This window comes from Burkholderia sp. Bp9099 (genome assembly GCF_003857805.1).
Lineage (GTDB): Bacteria > Pseudomonadota > Gammaproteobacteria > Burkholderiales > Burkholderiaceae > Burkholderia.
Genome location: NZ_QTPU01000002.1, coordinates 81,296 through 98,797, shown reverse-complemented (window position 1 = coordinate 98,797; position 17,502 = coordinate 81,296). Strand labels below are relative to the sequence as shown.

Annotated in this window: 20 protein-coding genes; 7 read left to right on the top strand and 13 right to left on the bottom strand. The window is 69.2% G+C overall.

The features are described 5' to 3' along the window. Window position 1: 1 nt before the first annotated feature. The 10 genes from ligD to DIE17_RS02145 all read right to left on the bottom strand — a co-directional run bounded on the left by ligD (window position 2) and on the right by DIE17_RS02145 (window position 8,348). Window positions 2-3,028 carry a DNA ligase D gene (gene ligD, locus DIE17_RS02190; protein WP_124920632.1) on the bottom strand — a complete coding sequence of 1,009 codons (3,027 nt, stop codon included), beginning with the start codon at window positions 3,026-3,028 and terminating at the stop codon, window positions 2-4. Between the two features lie 24 nt (window positions 3,029-3,052). Then, window positions 3,053-4,102, bottom strand: a complete 1,050-nt coding sequence (locus DIE17_RS02185; RefSeq protein WP_124521716.1) for a Ku protein — start codon at window positions 4,100-4,102, stop codon at window positions 3,053-3,055. Window positions 4,103-4,226: 124 nt separating this feature from the next. Further along, entirely contained in the window at window positions 4,227-4,613 is a 387-nt protein-coding gene (locus tag DIE17_RS02180; protein WP_124521714.1) for a DUF3022 domain-containing protein, read from the bottom strand. Next, window positions 4,610-4,771 carry a DUF1328 domain-containing protein gene (locus DIE17_RS02175; protein ID WP_044843387.1) on the bottom strand — a complete coding sequence of 54 codons (162 nt, stop codon included), beginning with the start codon at window positions 4,769-4,771 and terminating at the stop codon, window positions 4,610-4,612. The genes DIE17_RS02180 and DIE17_RS02175 overlap by 4 nt, the downstream gene beginning before the upstream one ends. Before the next feature lie 54 nt (window positions 4,772-4,825). Then, a complete protein-coding gene (locus tag DIE17_RS02170) occupies window positions 4,826-5,014 on the bottom strand; it encodes a DUF3008 family protein (protein WP_044843386.1) in 189 nt (62 codons plus the stop codon). 74 nt (window positions 5,015-5,088) lie between these two features. Beyond that, window positions 5,089-6,519: an RNA polymerase factor sigma-54 gene (locus DIE17_RS02165; protein WP_124521712.1), complete on the bottom strand. Its 1,431-nt coding sequence runs from the start codon at window positions 6,517-6,519 to the stop codon at window positions 5,089-5,091. 255 nt (window positions 6,520-6,774) lie between these two features. Beyond that, window positions 6,775-7,086, bottom strand: a complete 312-nt coding sequence (locus DIE17_RS02160; RefSeq protein ID WP_124485798.1) for a hypothetical protein — start codon at window positions 7,084-7,086, stop codon at window positions 6,775-6,777. A 57-nt stretch (window positions 7,087-7,143) separates the two neighbouring features. After that, window positions 7,144-7,455, bottom strand: coding sequence for a hypothetical protein (locus DIE17_RS02155; RefSeq protein WP_044843383.1), 312 nt, complete (start codon window positions 7,453-7,455; stop codon window positions 7,144-7,146). Continuing rightward, a complete protein-coding gene (locus DIE17_RS37785; protein ID WP_260426161.1) occupies window positions 7,452-7,808 on the bottom strand; it encodes a hypothetical protein in 357 nt (118 codons plus the stop codon). Before DIE17_RS37785 ends, DIE17_RS02155 begins: the two co-directional genes overlap by 4 nt. Before the next feature lie 234 nt (window positions 7,809-8,042). Beyond that, on the bottom strand, window positions 8,043-8,348 hold the full coding sequence (locus DIE17_RS02145; RefSeq protein WP_044843382.1) for a hypothetical protein: 306 nt from the start codon (window positions 8,346-8,348) through the stop codon (window positions 8,043-8,045). Window positions 8,349-8,535: 187 nt separating this feature from the next. Between DIE17_RS02145 and DIE17_RS02140 the strand changes: the two genes are divergently transcribed. The 5 genes from DIE17_RS02140 (at window position 8,536) to DIE17_RS02120 (ending at window position 12,304) form a co-directional block, all read left to right on the top strand. Then, on the top strand, window positions 8,536-8,787 hold the full coding sequence (locus tag DIE17_RS02140) for a hypothetical protein (protein ID WP_124521710.1): 252 nt from the start codon (window positions 8,536-8,538) through the stop codon (window positions 8,785-8,787). A gap of 97 nt (window positions 8,788-8,884) precedes the next feature. After that, window positions 8,885-9,316, top strand: a complete 432-nt coding sequence (locus DIE17_RS02135; RefSeq protein ID WP_044843380.1) for a CBS domain-containing protein — start codon at window positions 8,885-8,887, stop codon at window positions 9,314-9,316. 91 nt (window positions 9,317-9,407) lie between these two features. Next, window positions 9,408-9,884, top strand: coding sequence for a PRC-barrel domain-containing protein (locus tag DIE17_RS02130; protein ID WP_044843379.1), 477 nt, complete (start codon window positions 9,408-9,410; stop codon window positions 9,882-9,884). Between the two features lie 285 nt (window positions 9,885-10,169). Next, window positions 10,170-11,465, top strand: a complete 1,296-nt coding sequence (locus tag DIE17_RS02125; protein WP_124521708.1) for an MFS transporter — start codon at window positions 10,170-10,172, stop codon at window positions 11,463-11,465. Window positions 11,466-11,521: 56 nt separating this feature from the next. Beyond that, window positions 11,522-12,304 carry a substrate-binding domain-containing protein gene (locus DIE17_RS02120; protein ID WP_124521706.1) on the top strand — a complete coding sequence of 261 codons (783 nt, stop codon included), beginning with the start codon at window positions 11,522-11,524 and terminating at the stop codon, window positions 12,302-12,304. 24 nt (window positions 12,305-12,328) lie between these two features. Here DIE17_RS02120 and dctA read toward each other — a convergent pair whose 3' ends face one another. The 3 genes from dctA to DIE17_RS02105 all read right to left on the bottom strand — a co-directional run bounded on the left by dctA (window position 12,329) and on the right by DIE17_RS02105 (window position 15,589). Further along, window positions 12,329-13,651: a C4-dicarboxylate transporter DctA gene (dctA, locus tag DIE17_RS02115; protein WP_124521704.1), complete on the bottom strand. Its 1,323-nt coding sequence runs from the start codon at window positions 13,649-13,651 to the stop codon at window positions 12,329-12,331. Further along, the gene (locus tag DIE17_RS02110; protein WP_124920631.1) at window positions 13,648-14,607 is read right to left on the bottom strand and encodes a LysR family transcriptional regulator; all 960 of its coding nucleotides are present in this window, start codon (window positions 14,605-14,607) and stop codon (window positions 13,648-13,650) included. Before DIE17_RS02110 ends, dctA begins: the two co-directional genes overlap by 4 nt. 88 nt (window positions 14,608-14,695) lie before the next feature. Continuing rightward, entirely contained in the window at window positions 14,696-15,589 is an 894-nt protein-coding gene (locus DIE17_RS02105) for a LysR family transcriptional regulator (protein ID WP_124521702.1), read from the bottom strand. A 224-nt stretch (window positions 15,590-15,813) separates the two neighbouring features. Here DIE17_RS02105 and DIE17_RS02100 point away from each other — a divergent pair, with 224 nt between their 5' ends. Together DIE17_RS02100 and DIE17_RS02095 are read left to right on the top strand one after the other, a co-directional pair. Then, window positions 15,814-16,074 (top strand): DUF4148 domain-containing protein, encoded by a 261-nt coding sequence (locus tag DIE17_RS02100; RefSeq protein WP_124521700.1) that lies wholly within the window; start codon window positions 15,814-15,816, stop codon window positions 16,072-16,074. Window positions 16,075-16,115: 41 nt separating this feature from the next. Further along, window positions 16,116-17,321 carry an MFS transporter gene (locus DIE17_RS02095; protein ID WP_124521698.1) on the top strand — a complete coding sequence of 402 codons (1,206 nt, stop codon included), beginning with the start codon at window positions 16,116-16,118 and terminating at the stop codon, window positions 17,319-17,321. Window positions 17,322-17,502: the final 181 nt, after the last annotated feature.

The following is a 17,502-nucleotide window of genomic DNA, read 5'->3' as shown; positions in this document are numbered from 1 at the left end:
GTCACGACATGCCGAGACGCGCACGCATCTGCGCGGTGATCCGCTGCCGCGTGCCGGCATAGTCTTCCCAAGGGTCGCGCTTGAGCCGGTCGAGCCGCTCGTGCAGCGTGTCGATCGTCCATTGCGCGCCGCCCGTGGTGGTTGGCACCTCGTCCCAGCGCAGCGGCACCGACACGCCCAGCCCGGGCCGCGCCCGCACCGAATACGCGGCGATTGTGCTCGCACCGCGGCCGTTGCGCAGGTAGTCGATGAAGATCTTGCCGCGCCGGTGACGCGCGCCCATCGTCGCGGTGAAACGGTCGGGCAGCGCGCCCGCGACATGCCGCGCGAGCGCGCGCGAGAAGTCCTTCGCGTCGTCCCAGCCCAGGTGCCGCGCGATCGGCACGACGACGTGCAGCCCCTTGCCGCCGCTCGTCTTGCAGAACGACGCGAGGCCCAGTTCGTCGAGCAGCCCGCGCACGAGCTGCGCGGCGTCGGTCATCGCGCGCCACGGCAGCGCCGGATCGGGATCGAGGTCGAACACGATCCGGTCCGGCCGCTCGATGTTCGACGCGTGCGCGTTCCATGTATGCAGCTCGATCGTGCCCATCTGCGCGGCGCCGAGCAGCGCGTCGACGCTGTCGAGCGACAGCAGCGGACCGTGGCCCGGATCGAGTCCTGCGTGCTGCGTGACGAACGGGATCTCGCGGCGCTCCGCATGCTTCTGGAAGAACAGCTCGCCCGCGATGTCGCCGGGCGCGCGCACGAGCGCCACGGGCCGGCCCTTCAGGTCCGGCAGCAGCCACGGCGCGACCCATTGCCAGTAATGCGCGAGATCGATCTTGCGCGTGCCGCTCTGCGGATCGAGCACGCGCTCGGGATGGGTGATGCGCACGCGGCCGAGCATGTCGGAACCGGCATCGTCGCGTGCTGCGTGGGGGGACGGGCGTGAACGTGCGTGGTGCTTGCGAGCGCTCGCATCGTGCTCGGCGCGATCTGCGTGATCGGCATGCTCGGCATGCGACGCGTGATCGACGTGCTCCGTGTGCGCCGCGTGCTTGCGTTCGTGCATTTCGTGATGCGTGGTCTGGCGTCGCTCCATCACCCCCTCCGTTTCCGGTTGCTTCGGCACTTCGCGGACGATCTGCGACGCCGGCTTGTCCTCGCGCAGCGCGATGAACGCGGCCTGCCGCACGATGCCGTCGCCGGTCCACTCGGCGAATTCGCATTCGGCGACGAGCGTCGGCTCGATCCAGTGCACGCGCGTGCGCGAGCGTTCGCGCGGCGGCGGATCGAACGGCGTCGTATCGCGTTGCTGCTTGCGCAGGATCGGTGCGAGCCGGTCGAGCATCCGCGTGTCGAAGCCGGTGCCGACGCGGCCGACGTAGCGCAGCGGCGCAGGCCCGCGCCGCCGCTTGCCGGCCGCTGCCGGCTCGTGCACGCCGAGCAGCAGCGCGCCGAAGCCGTGCCGGCTGCCCGACGGCTCGGTGTAACCGCCGATCACGAACTCCTGCCGGCGCCGGCATTTGAGCTTGATCCACGCGGGCGAGCGACCGCCGCGATAGCGCGATTCCGCGCGCTTGCCGATCAGCCCTTCGAGGCCGGTATCGCAGGCGCTCGCGATCAGCGATGCGACGTCGTCGCCGAGATCCGGCGAAAAGCGCAGCCGCGCGGGGTCGCTGTCGGCGAGCAGCGCTTCGAGCAGGGCGCGGCGCGCGGTGAGCGGTGCGTCGCGCAAGTCGTAACCGTCGAGACAAGGCAGGTCGAACACGAACAGCGTGATCGCATCCGAATGTCCGGCGCCGATCGCGTTCTGCAGCGCCTGAAAGTCGGGGAGACCGTTCCTGCCGAGCACGACGGCCTCGCCGTCGAGCCAGGCGTCGTCGACGTCGAGCGCCGCGAGCGCGTCGCGCTGCGCGCGCAGCTTCGCGGTCCAGTCGCGGCCTTCGCGCGTCATCAGCTTCACATGCCGGCGGGCGCCCTTGCCCGCAATGCGCGCGAGGATCCGGTAGCCGTCGAATTTCAGTTCGTAGCGCCAGTCGCCCTGCGTCGGCGGGCCGTCGACCAGCGTCGCGAGTTGCGGCGCGACGCGCTCGGGCAGCGGCGCACGTACCGCACCGTCGATCTCGGACGGATCGGCGGGCCGGCGGGCGCGGCTTTCTCGGCTTTCTCGGCTTTCTCGGCTTTCTCGGCTTTCTCGGCTTTCTCGGCTGTCTCGGCTGTCTCGGCTTTCTCGGCTTTCTCGGCTGTCTCGGCTGTCTCGGCTGTCTCGGCTGTCTCGGCTGTCGCGGCTGTCGCGGCTGTCGCGGCCATCACGGCAATCACGGCCATCGCGGCCATGATCGTCATGCGCTGCGGCGCGCGTGTCGGTCGAGTCGCGCCGGCCGCGTTGCGCTCCGCGCGCGCGCGTCGAGCGGCCCGCGGCATCCGCACGCGTCGCCGACGCCGCCCCGTCATGCACACTCCCCGGCAGTTCGCCGACGACGTCGAATTCGGCCTCGCTGCGCGCGTCGTCGTCGCGCTCCTTGATCAGCAGCCACTGCACCTGCCGCCCCTCCTGCCGTCCGCTGCGCACGAGCGCCCAGCCGCCGTGCAGCTTTTCGCCGTCGAGCCGGAACGTCAGCTTGCCCGCGCGATAGCCGTCGCGTGCCTGCGCGAGACCGCCGTCCGGCGTCCACGTGCCTTCGTCCCATACGACGACCGCTCCCGCGCCGTAATGCCCGGCCGGAATCTCGCCTTCGAACGACGCGTATTCGAGCGGATGATCCTCGACCTGCACGGCGAGGCGCTTCACCGACGGATCGACGCTCGGCCCCTTCGGCACGGCCCACGACTTCAGCGTGCCGTCGAGTTCGAGCCGGAAGTCGTAATGCAGGCGCCGCGCGTGGTGCTCCTGGATCACGAAGCGCAGCGGGTGGCCGGCACGCCGGGTCGCCCGCCCGGAAGGTGTCGCGTTCGCCTTCGCGCGCCGCCGCCCGTGCGCGCCTTCGGGTTCCGGCGTCGCGTCGAAGCGGCGTTTGCGGCGATAGGGATCGAGCTTGCCGGCCATCGTGTCACCTCGCGTCGCCGCGCATCATGCGGCGTGCTTGCGGCGCGCGGCGGTTTTCTTCGCCGCATGCTCGCCGGTCGCGGCACGTTTCGCGGCCGGCCGCTTCGCCGCCGGCGTCTTCTCGGCGGAGCCTTTCGGCGCGGCCTTCGAAGCCGGCTTGCGGCGCGCGCCGCCGCGCGACGACGCAGAAGAAGACGACGCGGAAGAAGACGACGCTTCCGCCTCCGCGCCCTCGTCGTCGCCCGCATTGCGCGGGCCCGCCGCGCGCGCGCCACCGCCGCCGCCCTTCAGGCTGCGTTTCAGCAGCTCGGTCAGGTCGACCACGTTGGTCGCCGCGCGGCCCGTCTGCGGTGGCCGCTCTTCGATCTCCTCGATCTTGCCCGCGCGCACCTTGCGCTCGACCAGCTCGAGAATGTCGTCGCGAAACGTGTCGTGATACTCGTCCGGCGTCCACTTGCCCGCCATCTCGTCGATCAGCTTCTTCGCCATCCCGAGCTCGCGCGCGGTCACGCCCGCGTGTTTCGCGTCGTCGGCCGGCACCGTCAGTTCGTCGAGCGGCCGCAGTTCTTCCTGCCAGCGCAGCGTGTCGAGCGCGAGCAGCGGCCCGACCGGAATCAGCGCGCCGAGATGCTGGCGGTCGCGCATCACCACGAGCGCGATGCCGATCTTGCCGCTGTCCTTCAGCGCGTCGCGCAGCAGCGCATAGACCTTCTCGCCCTTGCGGTCCGGCACGAGGTAGTACGGCGTGTCGAGATACAGGAACGATACCGCGTCCGCGTCGACGAACGTCAGGATGTCGACGGTTTGCGTCGATTCCGGATTGGCCGCGCGAATCTCCTCGTCGGTCAGCACGACGTAGCGTTCCTTCTCGTACTCGTAGCCGCGCACGATGTCCTCGCGCGCGACCTCCTTGCCGGTGCGCTTGTTGATCTGCCGATAGCCGACCGGGTCCATCGAGCGCTTGTCGAGCAGCCGGAACGACGGCTTCACGGTGCGCGTCGCGGGAAACAGCTGCACGGGCACGTGAACGAGCCCGAAGCTGATCGCGCCTTTCCAGATCATCCGCGATGCCATGCGTGTTCTCCTTTGCCGGGTGCGCGAGCGCGTGGCGGCACACACCAGAAACCGTCACGGGCATGGATGCGCCGCACGGCGCGTGTCGCGACGGCGGCCAAAGCGTCGATGCGGGCTGCGTCGGTCAGGGCGCGCGCAACGCGCGGTCGAGTTCGGCGCGCGTCACGTCGAGCGCGACGCTGCATTCGATCTCGGCGTCCTCGACGCGCGGCTTGTGCTCGTCAACCGCGCGCCGCGCGAGGTCGCACAGCTGCGTGCGCACGCGCAGGCGATCGGCCGCGCCGAGCGACGCATAGCGCGTGAGCACGTCGGGATCGAAACGCAGGTCGACCGCGCAGCGCCATTGACGCGCGTCCTCATCGGACGGCACGCGCACCCACGACACCTGGATCGTCAGCCGCCCGGACGCGTCGTCCGCGTGCACGACGACGGTCGACTGCGACGGAAAGCCGTTCGCGAGCGCATGCTCGAGTTCCGCGATGCGCTGCGAACGGTCGGGGGCGGTCGTCATCGCCTGACAACCCCCAGCAGCAGCGTGACGAGGAAGATCACGACGAAGATGTAGAACAGGATCTTCGCGATCTCGGCCGCGCCGGCCGCGATGCCGCCGAAGCCGAACAAGGCGGCGACGAGCGCGATGATGAGGAAGATGATGGCGTAACGAAGCATGAATGCCTCCTGGAGTCCTGAAGAACGGTGATCGTCGATGCGTGTCGCCGTCGATCACGAATCGTGCTTGTGCCTGGGTTTGCCGTGGACCGGCGTCGAAGCCATTTTTTCGAGTTCCTTTTCGCTCATCGACTTGGCCATCGACTTCGCAGGCGGCTTCAGGTCCTTCATTTTCGTGTCGCCGCGCTTGGCCGACAGGGCGGCTCCTGCGGCGCGTTGCTGTGCCTGGGACTTGGCTGGCATGGCTTTCCTCCTCTCGGTGACGCGCGACGTCCGTGTGGCTCACGGGCGGGCCGCGCGCGGTTCGGACGGTATCGTCATGCGGCGTCGCGCCGGCGCAGGTCGGCCGGCGGAATCTTCATCGCCTGGCGATACTTCGTGACGGTACGACGCGCAAGAAGGATGCCGCGGCCCGCGAGGTTCTGCGCGAGCGCGACGTCGGACAGCGGATCGTTATGGCGCTCGGCGGCGATCATGTCGCGGATCAGCACCTTCGCGGCCGATGCCGAGCACACGCCCTTGCCGGCCGCCTCCAGCTTGCGGGGGAAGAAATGCTTGAATTCGAACGTGCCGTGCGGCGTGGCCATGTACTTGTTGCCCGTCGCGCGCGAGACCGTCGATTCGTGCAGGTCGAGCTCCTCGGCGATGTCGCGCAGCACGAGCGGCTTCATCGCGATCTCGCCGTAGCGGAAGAAGTCGCGCTGCCGCGCGACGATGCATTCGCCGACCCGCTGGATCGTGTCGAAGCGCTTCTGTACGTTGCGGATCAGCCAGCGCGCTTCCTGCAGCTGCTGGCCCAGCGGCGAATCGCGCTCGCCGCTCGACTGCGCGAACAGCGTCGCGTAGCGCTCGTGCAGCCGCGCGCGCGGCAGCACGGCCGGGTTGATCGTCACGATCCATTCGTCGCGCACCTGGCGCACGATCACGTCGGGTATCACGTAGTCGCCGCGCGTGCTGCCGTAGTGATTGCCGGGGCGCGGATCGAGCGCGCGCACCAGCGCGCAGGCGGCCTGCATCGTCGCCTGGTTGCAGCCGAGGCGCCGCTGGATCTCCGCCGTCTCGCGGCGCGCGAGCCGTTCGAGATGGTCGCGCGCGATGGCCTTCGCTTCCGCGAGCGCCGGCGTGCCGGCCGGAATCGCGTTGAGCTGCAGCAGCAGGCACTCGGACAGCGAGCGCGCGGCGATGCCCGGCCGGTCCAGCATCTGCACGAGCCGCAGCGCGACCGTGAGATCCTGTTCCGACAGCAGCCGCGCCGGATCGGCCGCGACCAGCAGCTCGCCCAGCTCCTGACGCAGGTAGCCGTCTTCGTCGAGCGCGTCGATCACGATGCGCGCGGCCTCGCGGTCGCGCCGGTTCAGCGGATAGAGCCGCAATGCGTCGTGCAGCTGCTGGTGCAGCGACGGCTCGGCGGCCATCCACTCGCCGGGCGACTGGTCGCCCGCGTCGTCGGCCTGTCGCCCGGTGCCTCGCGTGGTCGGCGCGGCCGTGTACGACACGTCGCCGTCCGGCGGGCGCACTTCCTCGTGCTCGGGTGGCGGCTCGGGCGGTGCGGCTTCGGCCTCGGGTTCGGGCGCGTCGGCGGCTTCTTCGTCGCCCTGCCCGTCTTCGAGAAACGGATTCGAGTCGAGCGCCTGTCGCAATTCCTGCTGGAATTCGAGCGAAGACAACTGCAGCAGGCGAAGCGACTGCTGAAGCCTCGGCGTGAGTGCCAGATGCTGTCGCATCTGGAGCGCAAGCGTGACGGACATCGATGCCCTCCTGACGGTGTGCGGAATGCGTTTATGCGAATCCATGCAGCTACCGTGCCAGGAAGGCGAAGCGCCGTCCGGCGGGGCTCTCGCGGGTTCGTACCCCGTCGGCCGCGGCCCCGGGCGCCCCCTTTTTTACAAGCGCCAGCAAGTTAGGGGGCACGGCATTCGCTCCGCGCGGATATGCCGTCGCCGTCGCGCAAATATGCCTTCGCAGGCGATATCGTTGCGCGGCATCCGTGCAGGGTGCCGCGGTCAGTACTGCATCGGCGGCGGCGTGCCCGGCAGCGTTTGACCGCCCTGCACGCCGTTCGGCCCCGGCGGCGGCACGTCGACCGGCTCGCCGCCGGTCGCGCCCGGCGGCAGCGTGTTGTACGGCGACGGGCGCGTGTCGTAACGCGTATTCGCGTCCGGCATCGTCGTGGTCGGCGACGCGCCGTGGCCGTCCGGTGGCGCCGGCGGTGCGCCACGCGTGCCGTAGGGGCCCTGCGGTTGCGTGCATGCGCCCAGCGCGCACGCAGCGGCGAACGCACAGGCGCACACGCGTATCGTCTGGATCGGTTTCATCGGAACCTCCTCCGTGAAGTGCGGTGCGCGGCACCGGGCCGGCCGTGACGGCGCGGCTCAGAGCCGGTTGAAATGGAAATCGCCCGCATACGCGTTCGGTGCGCGACGGGCCATCATCGTGTCGAATTCGGCCGCGACGCGCATCAGTGCGCCGCGTTGCCGCTCGATACCGGCCTGCTCGAGCGCCGCGAACGCGTCGGCGTCGAAAGTCACGGTCAGCGACGCCGGATGACCGTCGACGCGAAAGCCGAAATGCAGCGCGCCGGCCGGCTGCTCCTCGGCATGGAACGGCATCGCGCGCGCCTCGAAATGACGGCCGAGCGTCTCGGCCACGTCGCGCAGCATGCCGGGTTTCACGCTGATGCTCATCGTGGGCTCTCCGTGGGTGGGATGGACGCAATCGGCGGCCCGCCGGTCGACGGCGTGTGGACCGGCGGCGCGTGAATGGGCGGCACATGAATCGGCAGCGCGTGAATCGGCCGCACAGGAATCGGCGGCGCAGGAATCGGCAGCCCGTGGTTCGGCCGCGCGTGAACCGGCGGCGCCCGCGTCGGCGGCTCACGCTCCGGCGGCGGATGCCCGGGCGGGTCGCCTTCCGGATCCTGATAAGGCTCCGGCGTGCCGGGCGGCAGGTCATCCGGCGCGGGCGGCTCGGGGTCCGGTTCGACGTCGGGGATCGGCGGTTCGGGCCGGTGCAGCGACTGGGCGGGGTCTCGGTTCATCGGGGGGCATTCGATCGTTGCGTCGTCCTCGCGGGGCCTGATCGATTGGCGCGGCGTGCGCCGCCCGATCGTCCACGAAAGGCAGGGCCGCAAGCTGCGTGCCGTCTGCGTGCCGGCGTGCACGCCGCCTCGCACGCCGCCTTTCCGTGCGCCGGCGCGCGGTCGCGCGCGCCATCCCGCCGTACGCCGTGCCTTCGCTACACCACGCGCTGCAATTCTTTCAAGGGCAGCGCGCTACGCGTCGTACGCGGCCATCACGAGCCACAGCTCGTGGTCGTCGTCGCGCACCCGCGCGGCGAGCGCATACGGATCGGCCGGCTCGCACGCGCGCTGCAGCGCGAACCGCGCCGGCTCGGTCGAGCCGAACGTCTCGTCGCCGAGCGGCCGCACGTCGGCCTTGCCTTCGAACATCCGGCGATCGGGCCGGTAGATCAGCGGCTCCTGTTTCCACGCGCTGAAATGGCTCTTCACCGACTCGAACCCGCCGCCGCATACGTTGATCTCATAGCGCACCCCTGGCCGCCGTTTGGGAATCGTCATCGTGCCTCCCGCTTGATTTGCGTGTGTGTGTGTGCGGAGCATTGCACCGCGCGTTGTGGCCGGCATCCTGCGTCGTCGTCCTGCGTAGTCATCCATCGAAGAAGCGGCAAGTCCCGTGCCGCGCGGTCGCGACAGGCACGGCCGTTGCGCGATCACCGCGTCATCGTCACCGCCTCGGAGCCCCGCCATGAAGGAATCGACCCGAACCGGCCGCGACGCGCCGCACCAACCGCAGCGCGATCCGTCGCCGCCGTTGAAGGACCAGGATCAAACGAAGACGCGCCACTCGGAGCGCCATATCGACAAGCAGCTCGAGGACACGTTCCCCGCGAGCGATCCGCCCGCGACCGGCGGCGTCACGCGCATCGAGCCCGACACGCCGCCGGGCACGCACGACGACGGCCCGTGGCAGGACCCCGCCCGACGCCGCGACGAATGACGGCCGGCACTCGACGGACACCGCTGCCGAACGGCACGCCGCTTGCTGCCCGCTTGTTGCCCCGCACGGCCCGGATTCAACCCGCAAGGAGGACTTCATGCAACGCGTCAACGAAATCATGTCGCAGGACGTCGTGCGCATCGCGCCGACCGACTCGATCCGTCATGCGGCGCAATTGATGGAGCGCTATGACATCGGCGCGCTGCCCGTATGTGACAACAACCGGCTGATCGGCATGGTCACGGACCGCGATCTCGCGGTGCGCGCGATCTCGGCCGGCAAGCCGCCGGAAACGCGGATCCACGAAGTCGCCTCGGGTCCGATCGAATGGTGTTTCGAGGACGATTCGCTGGAAGAGATCCAGCACTACATGGCCGACGCGCAACTGCGCCGCCTGCCCGTCGTCGATCACGACAAGCGGCTCGTCGGCATGCTGTCGCTCGCGGACATCGCGACGCGCACGGCTGGCCCCGCACGCGACGACGTCGCGAACACGCTCGAAGGCGTGTCGCAACCGAAGCAGACGTGACGGGGCCATTCGCGCCCCGCCCCGACTACCCGCGCGACCCGCAGGGCCCATCCCGGGCACGGTCGCGCTCCACGCAGCCAGGAGGACAACCATGCAGACTCAAGGACAGACCCGCATCGTCGGCAAGGGGGCCGCAACCGCGGCCGGGCCCGGCCCGGACGTGATGGCGGCCGACACGCTGGAAGGCGACAAGGTCTATACGACCGATGGCGACGACGTCGGCAAGATCAAGGACATCATGCTCGATGTGCGCTCGGGCCGCGTCGCGTACGCCGTGCTGTCGAGCGGCGGCCTGCTCGGCATCGGCGACAAGCTGCTTGCGATTCCGTGGAGCGCGCTCACGCTCGATACCGAGCGCAAGTGTTTCCTGCTGTCGGTCTCATCCGAGCGAATCCGCAACGCGCCGGGCTTCGACAAGGATCACTGGCCGGCGATGGCCGACCCGCAATGGGCCGAGCCGCTGCACGAGTACTACGGCAGCACGCCGTACTGGAGCGCGGGCGACGAGCTCGGGCTGACCGATCCGACCGAGGACCTGAACGATCCGCGCGCGCGCGACCAGCATTGATCGCTCTCGATTTGCCGGTGTATTAGCCGACGTGCCCCGCGAAAGCGGGGCTTTTTTTGGGCTTTCTTCGTGACGGATCGCCGGGCCGGTCCGGTGCTGTGAAGCCGGCGTCGCGGCCACCTGCCGGGCGCGCGACAGTCGTGGCGCGCGCCGCCCGATTGATAACCAAACAACATCAATCCTTCCAAAATTCGCACTTAACGTTTCCCCGTCTCCGGGCGAACATTGCCAAAACGACAATCGGTCGCGCCCCGCGCCATTCCCGTATTCTCTGGAGACACCCTGATGCACCCCTCGCCCAGCCTTTCGACCGGACGTTCGAAGGCCGCCGCGGTATTCCGCGTGACGGCCGGCAACTTCCTCGAGCAGTTCGACTTCTTCCTGTTCGGCTTCTACGCGACGCAGATCGCCGCCGTGTTCTTTCCCACCGCGAACGAGTTCGCCTCGCTGATGATGACCTTCGCGGTCTTCGGCGCCGGCTTCCTGATGCGGCCGCTGGGCGCGATCGTGCTGGGCGCGTACATCGACGACGTCGGCCGCCGCAAGGGCCTGATCGTCACGCTCGCGATCATGGCGAGCGGCACCATCCTGATCGCGTTCGTCCCCGGTTATGCGACGATCGGCCTGCTCGCGCCCGCGCTCGTGCTGATCGGGCGACTGCTGCAGGGCTTTTCGGCAGGCGCGGAACTGGGCGGCGTGTCGGTCTACCTCGCCGAAATGGCCACGCCCGGCCGCAAGGGCTTCTTCACGAGCTGGCAGTCGGCCAGCCAGCAGGTCGCGATCGTCGTCGCGGCCGGCCTCGGCTTCGCGCTCAATCAATGGCTGAGCGCATCGGCGATCGCCGCGTGGGGATGGCGCGTGCCGTTCTTCGTCGGCTGCATGATCGTGCCGTTCATCTTCATGCTGCGCCGCAACCTCGAGGAAACGCAGGAGTTCAAGGCGCGCCGGCACCGCCCGAGCATGAAGGAAGTGTTCGGCACGCTGGCGCACAACTGGGGTGTCGTGGTCGCCGGCATGATGCTGGTCGCGATGACGACCACGAGCTTCTACCTGATCACCGTCTACGCGCCGACGTTCGGCAAGACGGTCCTGCACCTGAGCACCGCCGACAGCCTGCTCGTCACGCTGTGCGTCGGCGTATCGAACTTCGTGTGGCTGCCGATCGGCGGCGCGCTGTCCGATCGCATCGGCCGCCGGCCGCTGCTGGTCGGCATGACGCTGCTCGCGATCGCCACCGCGTACCCCGCGCTGTCGCTGCTCGCACATGCGCCGTCGTTCATCAACATGCTGCTCGTGCTGCTGTGGCTGTCGTTCATGTACGGGATCTACAACGGCGCGATGGTCGTCGCGCTGACGGAAGTGATGCCCGTCGAGGTGCGCGTGGCTGGCTTCTCGCTCGCCTACAGCCTCGCGACGGCCGTGTTCGGCGGCTTCACGCCTGCCATCTCCACGGCGCTGATTCACATGACCGGCGACAAGGCCGCACCCGGTTACTGGATGAGCCTCGCCGCGGTGTGCGCGCTGCTCGCGACGTTCGTACTCTATCGCCGCCATCCGGCGACGCTGACACCGGCGCACTGACGCCGCATTCCGAATCCCTGCCCCGACTTCGCACGACCCAGGCCACGACCACGACCATGAAGAACCTGCTCCTGAAACTGTGCGCGACCGCACTCGTCGCCACCTCCGCAATCGCCGCGAACGTGCAGGCCGCCGAGCTGCACGTGATGAGCTCGGGCGGCTTCACCGCCGCCTACAAGCGGCTCGGCCCGCAGTTCGCGGCCCGCACGGGCAACACGCTCGACACCGCGCTCGGCCCGTCGATGGGCAAGTCGCCTGAAGCGATTCCGAACCGGCTGGCGCGCGGCGAGCCGGCCGACGCGGTGATCATGGTCGGCTACGCGCTCGACGACCTGATCAAGCAAGGCAAGGTGATCCCCGGATCGCGCGTCGAGCTGGCCGATTCGCGGATCGGCATGGTCGTGCGCGACGGCGCGGCGAAACCCGACATCAGCTCGGCCGACGGCCTCAGGGAAGTGCTGCTGCATGCGAAGTCGATCGCGTACTCGGACAGCGCGAGCGGCGTCTACATCGAGCGGGAATTGTTCAAGAAGCTCGGCATCGAAGACCAGGTGAAATCGAAAGCGAAGATGATCCCGCGGATCCCGGTCGCCTCCGTGGTCGCGAACGGCGACTACGAAATCGGCTTTCAGCAGGTGAGCGAACTGCTGCCCGTGAAGGGCGCGACCTTCGTCGGCAAGATTCCCGAAGCGCTGCAGTCCGTCACGCGCTTCGCGGCCGGCATCCCGGTCGGCGCGCAGCATCCGGAGGAAGCGAAGGCGCTCCTCGACTATCTCGCGTCGCCCGACGTGCAGGCGGAAGTCAAATCGACCGGGCTGGATTCCGTCTCCGCGCATTGAGCCCGCAACCCGGGAAGGCGCGCGTCAGACCGCCTTCCCGTCGCGCCCGGCGCCGGCCCCGGCATCGTCGGCGCCATTCGGGCCCTCCGGCCCGGCCGCGTTCAGCACCCGCACGAGACGCGCACGATCGCACGCCCCTTCCCACGACGATACGAAGATCACCGCGCACGCATTGCTGATCACGCTCGTCAGCGCACGCGCCTCGGACATGAAGCGATCGATGCCGACCAGCAGCGCGACCCCGGCAACTGGCAGGTCGGGCATCACGGCAAGCGTCGCGACGAGGGCGACGAGCCCGCTGCCGGACACGCCGGCCGCGCCCTTCGACGTCAGCAGCATGACGGCCAGCATCGCCGCGATCTGCGGCGCGGACAGCGGCACGTCGCACGCCTGCGCAATGAACAATGCCGCGAGCGTCAGATAGATCGCGGTGCCGTCCAGGTTGAACGAATAGCCGGCCGGCAGCACGAGCCCCACCACGCCCTTGTCGCAACCGAGCGACTCCAGCTTGACGATCAGCCGCGGCAATACCGGCTCCGTCGACGAGGTCGCGAGGACGATCAGCAGTTCCTCGCGCAGGTAGCGCAGCAGCCGCCACAACGCGAATCCGTGCAACCGCGCGAGCGGTGCGAGCACCAGCGCGACGAACAGCCCGCAGGCCACGTAGAACGACATCATCAGCCGCGCGAGCGAGCCGACCGAGCCGATGCCGAAGCGGCCCACCGTGAAGGCCATCGCGCCGAATGCCCCGAGCGGGGCGAGCCGCATGATCATCGCCAGCACGCGAAAGACGATCTGCGCGACGCCGTCGATCAGCGCCAGCACGGGCCGGCCCGCCTGCGGAGCCGCATTGAGCGAAAAGCCGAACAGCAGCGCCAGCAGCAGCACCGGCAGCACCTCGCCCTGCTGGAACGCGCCGAGCATCGTGTCCGGGATCACGCTCAACGCAAACTCGACCAACCCGCGCGGCGGCGCATGCCGCGTATAGGGCGCAAGGACGCTCGCGTCGAGATGGCGCACGTCCACGTGCATGCCGGCGCCCGGCTGCAGCACGAACGCGGCGACGAGCCCGAAGGCGAGCGCGGCGGCGGTCAGCAGATAGAACAGCACCAGCGCGCGGACGATCGTGCGCCCGATGGCGGTCCCGTTCGCCAGCGACGTGATGCCCGACACGATCGTGCAGAACACGACCGGCGCGATCATCATCCGCACGAGGCCGACGAAGGCATCGCCGAGCGGCTTGAGCATCGCGCCCGCCGACGGCCAGAAATGGCCGACGCTCACGCCGAGCACCATCGCCAGCAGAACCTGCACGTAGAGCGAACGAAGCGGTCTTGCCAGCGTCACGATGCGGTCTTGCCCGATGTTCCGGCCGTATTCGCCGCATGCGCCACCTGTTTCGATCCATCGCCGCGCTTCGCATCGACGACCGCCTGGTGGAACGCTTCCGCGGCCGGTGTGAGCGGGCGTCCGCGCCGTTTCACGATGCCCACGCGGCGCTTGACCGCCGGCTCGACGAGCGGCACGCTCGTGAGCAGCGGATGGTCGTGCCCGGGCATCGCCATCGACGGTACCGCGGCGACGCCGAGCCCTGCCTCGACCAGCCCGAGCATGGTCGTCACGTGGCGCGTCTCGCACACGCTCGGCGCCCGCGGCGCGACGCTCGTCAGCGCCTGGTCGAGCAACAGGCGGTTGCCGGACGTCTTGTCCACCGACACGTACTCGTACTGGTAAAGCTCGTTCCAGGTCACGCGCTTCTTGCGCGCGAGCGGATGGTCGCGCCGGCACGCGGCGACGAACCGCTCCTGCAGCAGCAGCTTGAATTCGACCTCGGGCTCCTGGCTGCCCATGAAGCTCACGCCGAAATCGGCCTCGCCGCTGATGACGGCGCTCAGCACCTCGTTCGCGCTCGCGTCCAGCAGCTTGACCCGAATGCGCGGAAAGCGGCGGTGATAGCTTGCGATCACGTTCGGCAGAAAGTAGTAGGCGACCGACGGCACGCACGCGATCGTCACGTGACCGAGCCGGCTCGACGAAACGTCGCGGATGCCGAGCAGCGCGACGTCGAGATCGTCCAGCAACTGCTCGGCGCTCGGCGCGAACACGCGGCCGACGGTGGTCAGCGAGACGCTGCGCGTGGTGCGCTCGAACAGACGCACGCCGAGCGCTTCCTCCAGTTTGTCGATCCGGCGGCTCAACGCGGGCTGCGAAATGCTGATCGCCTCGGCGGCCTTCCGGAAGCTGCCCAGCTCCACCACCGCGCGAAACGCCTGCAAATCGGTCAAATCGAAGTTGATTCCCACGGGCCGTGTCTCCACATCTCGAATGCCCGGTATTTTGCATGATTCGGGCAGCCACACCCAGCCCGGAGATGCCGGCTCCGCCGCCCCGCTACGCGCGATGCCGCAACGCATCGATCACGATCGAAAACGCGCGCGACGCCTGGCGGCGGCTCGGGTAGTACGCGTGATAGCCGGGAAAGACCGGGCACCAGTCCGGCATCACGATGCGCAGCCTGCCGGCGTGCACGTGGTCGAGCACGATGTCCTCGGTGACGAACGCGATGCCGAATCCGTCGAGCGCCGCCTGCAGCATCTGCGGCTGCGTGTTGCAGGTGATCCGCCCGTTCACGCGCGCCTGGATCTCGTTCCTGCCCTTCTTCAGCTCCCATGCGTAGATGCCCTTCGCGGTCGCGAGCCGCAGCGTCACGCAATCGTGATCGAGCAGGTCCTGCGGCGTCTTCGGCGGCTTGCGGCCGTCGAAATAGGCCGGCGACGCAACCATCGCCATCCGGATGTCCGGGCTGATGCGCACCGCGATCATGTCCTTCGCGACCTGGTTGCCGTAGCGCACGCCGATGTCGTAGCGCTCCTCGACGATGTTCGACAGCCCGTAGTCGACCGAGAACTCGACGCGGATGTCGGGGTAGTCGGGCAGCACGTTCCTGAGCTTCGGCCAGATGATCGTGTCGATCGGATGCTCGGTGGCCGTGATCCGCACGACGCCGGCCGGCTTGTCGCGGAAATCGGCCACCGCGGCGAGCTTCGTTTCGATCTCGTCGATGCGCGGCGCGACAGTCCGGAACAGTTCCTCGCCCGCTTCGGTCGTCGCCACGCTGCGCGTCGTGCGCGTCAGCAGCCGCACGCCGAGCCGCGCTTCGAAATCGCGCACCGTCTGGCTCAGCGCCGATTGCGACACACCGAGGCGCGCCGCCGCGCGCGTGAAGCTCCGGTCGCGCGCCACCGCGAGAAACGCCAGCAGATCGTTGAGGTTTTCGCGCGGCATGTCGGACGGCTCCTGTCGAAACGGACGCCCATCCTAGCACCGACGCCGCCGCGCGCCACCCGGTACGGCTTCCGTCTATTCATTAGCCTGACTTATAAGTCCAAGCTCAGTGCGCTACTTAATCGATCGATCGTGGGTCGATAGACTGCGAAGCCTTCGGGTCCCCGTGCGGCCGTAGCCGACTTTTGGGGAGCTCCCCTGCATTCCTTTCCGGAGTCCGTCTCGTGAAATCCGCTCTTCGCCTTCTCGTCGCCGCACTTGCCGTGTCCGGCCCGTTGTTCGCCCATGCGCAGGGCCTGACGCGCGAGCAGGTGCGCGAAGACATGATTCGCTACGAAGCCGCCGGCTTCAATCCGGCACGCGCGAATCCGCGCACGTGGGTGGACGATGCCCAGGCCGCGTCCGTACGCGTCATGGCCGCGCACGATGCCGGCGCCCGCACGCATCTGGCCGATCGCGGCGCGGCCGCCGCGCGCTGCGACTGACCGACGCCGCCCCTTCGCCCACGATCCGCACCGCTTCGACGATGCAAGCCGTTGCCACTTCCGACCGGCGCCCCGCGCCCGTTCAAACCGCCGCATGGGGCGCCGTCCTCGCGATGGCGCTCGGCGCGTTCGCGCTCGTCGCGTCCGAATTCATGCCGGTCAGCCTGCTGACGCCGATCGCCACCGACCTGCACGTCAGCGAAGGCCAGGCGGGCCAGGCCATTTCCGTGTCCGGCGCCTTCGCGCTCGTGACGAGCCTGTTCATCGCGTCGCTGGCCGGGCGGCGCGATCGCAAGCGGCTGCTGCTCGTGCTGACGCTGCTGACGATCGTCTCCGGCACGATCGTTGCGTTCGCACCGAATTACGTTGCCTTCATCGCGGGGCGCGCACTGATCGGTGTTGCGATCGGCGGGTTCTGGTCGATGTCGGCCGCGACCGCGATGCGGCTGGTGCCCGATGGCGAGGTGCCGCGCGCGCTGGCGATCGTGAACGGCGGCAACGCGCTCGCGACCGTCGTCGCGGCGCCGCTCGGCAGCTTTCTCGGCGGCATCGTCGGCTGGCGCTGGGCATTCTTCTGCGTCGTGCCGGTCGCGGCGCTCGCGTTCGGCTGGAAACTCGTCAGCCTGCCGCCGATGAAAGCCGCATCGCACGCGGCGCCCGCCAATGCGCTCGCACTGCTCGGCCGCGTGCCGGTCGCGCTCGGCATGGCGGCCGTCAGCCTGCTGTTCATGGGACAGTTCGCGCTGTTCACGTACCTGCGGCCGTTCCTCGAAACGGTGACGCACGTCGGCAATGCCACGCTGTCGCTGATGCTGCTCGCGATCGGCGTGGCCGGGGTCGCGGGGACGATCCTGATCGGTGCGTGCCTGAAGAACGGGCTGTACCGCACGCTCGGCGTCACCCCGCTGCTGATGGCCGCGATCGCCGTCGCGCTCGTGTGGTGCGGCGCGTCGACCGCCGCCACCGCGGGCCTGCTTGCCCTGTGGGGACTGACCGGCACGGCCGCGCCCGTCGGCTGGTGGACGTGGCTCGCGCGCGCGCTGCCGCATGACGCGGAAGCCGGCGGCGGCCTGATGGTCGCGGTCGTGCAGCTCGCGATCGCGCTCGGCGCGACGACAGGCGGCCTGCTGTACGACCTGCACGGCTATCGCGCGACCTTCGCGATGAGTGCGGCGCTGCTCGTTTGCGCCGGCGTGGCGGCGTTCGCGGCGGGACGCGCCGCCGCTGCGCGCACGGCAGGCGGCTGAGCACCGCACGACGGCGCTCTAGGCCGCTCCGGGCCGCTCGATGCCGTTTTGCAAGTCGTACCGTGCAAGGCGGCTGGAACATCGCCGGGGGCTGCCTGGATCCCCTGTCCCCCGCCATCACCGGATGCGGCTCCGACACACGACGCGTCCATCTCGACCGCACGCGGCATGCCGGTTGCTG

What these genes read in the sequence shown, in the direction of transcription:
- DIE17_RS02170 (WP_044843386.1), bottom strand. Translation starts at nt 5,014, where the DNA reads ATGCCAGCCAAGTCCCAGGCACAGCAACGCGCCGCAGGAGCCGCCCTG.
- DIE17_RS02105 (WP_124521702.1), bottom strand. Translation starts at nt 15,589, where the DNA reads ATGCCGCGCGAAAACCTCAACGATCTGCTGGCGTTTCTCGCGGTGGCG.
- DIE17_RS02130 (WP_044843379.1), top strand. Translation starts at nt 9,408, where the DNA reads ATGCAGACTCAAGGACAGACCCGCATCGTCGGCAAGGGGGCCGCAACC.
- ligD (WP_124920632.1), bottom strand. Translation starts at nt 3,028, where the DNA reads ATGGCCGGCAAGCTCGATCCCTATCGCCGCAAACGCCGCTTCGACGCG.
- DIE17_RS02125 (WP_124521708.1), top strand. Translation starts at nt 10,170, where the DNA reads ATGCACCCCTCGCCCAGCCTTTCGACCGGACGTTCGAAGGCCGCCGCG.
- DIE17_RS37785 (WP_260426161.1), bottom strand. Translation starts at nt 7,808, where the DNA reads ATGAACCGAGACCCCGCCCAGTCGCTGCACCGGCCCGAACCGCCGATC.
- DIE17_RS02120 (WP_124521706.1), top strand. Translation starts at nt 11,522, where the DNA reads ATGAAGAACCTGCTCCTGAAACTGTGCGCGACCGCACTCGTCGCCACC.
- DIE17_RS02185 (WP_124521716.1), bottom strand. Translation starts at nt 4,102, where the DNA reads ATGGCATCGCGGATGATCTGGAAAGGCGCGATCAGCTTCGGGCTCGTT.
- DIE17_RS02160 (WP_124485798.1), bottom strand. Translation starts at nt 7,086, where the DNA reads ATGAAACCGATCCAGACGATACGCGTGTGCGCCTGTGCGTTCGCCGCT.
- DIE17_RS02175 (WP_044843387.1), bottom strand. Translation starts at nt 4,771, where the DNA reads ATGCTTCGTTACGCCATCATCTTCCTCATCATCGCGCTCGTCGCCGCC.
- DIE17_RS02155 (WP_044843383.1), bottom strand. Translation starts at nt 7,455, where the DNA reads ATGAGCATCAGCGTGAAACCCGGCATGCTGCGCGACGTGGCCGAGACG.
- DIE17_RS02135 (WP_044843380.1), top strand. Translation starts at nt 8,885, where the DNA reads ATGCAACGCGTCAACGAAATCATGTCGCAGGACGTCGTGCGCATCGCG.
- DIE17_RS02145 (WP_044843382.1), bottom strand. Translation starts at nt 8,348, where the DNA reads ATGACGATTCCCAAACGGCGGCCAGGGGTGCGCTATGAGATCAACGTA.
- DIE17_RS02095 (WP_124521698.1), top strand. Translation starts at nt 16,116, where the DNA reads ATGCAAGCCGTTGCCACTTCCGACCGGCGCCCCGCGCCCGTTCAAACC.
- DIE17_RS02165 (WP_124521712.1), bottom strand. Translation starts at nt 6,519, where the DNA reads ATGTCCGTCACGCTTGCGCTCCAGATGCGACAGCATCTGGCACTCACG.
- DIE17_RS02140 (WP_124521710.1), top strand. Translation starts at nt 8,536, where the DNA reads ATGAAGGAATCGACCCGAACCGGCCGCGACGCGCCGCACCAACCGCAG.
- DIE17_RS02180 (WP_124521714.1), bottom strand. Translation starts at nt 4,613, where the DNA reads ATGACGACCGCCCCCGACCGTTCGCAGCGCATCGCGGAACTCGAGCAT.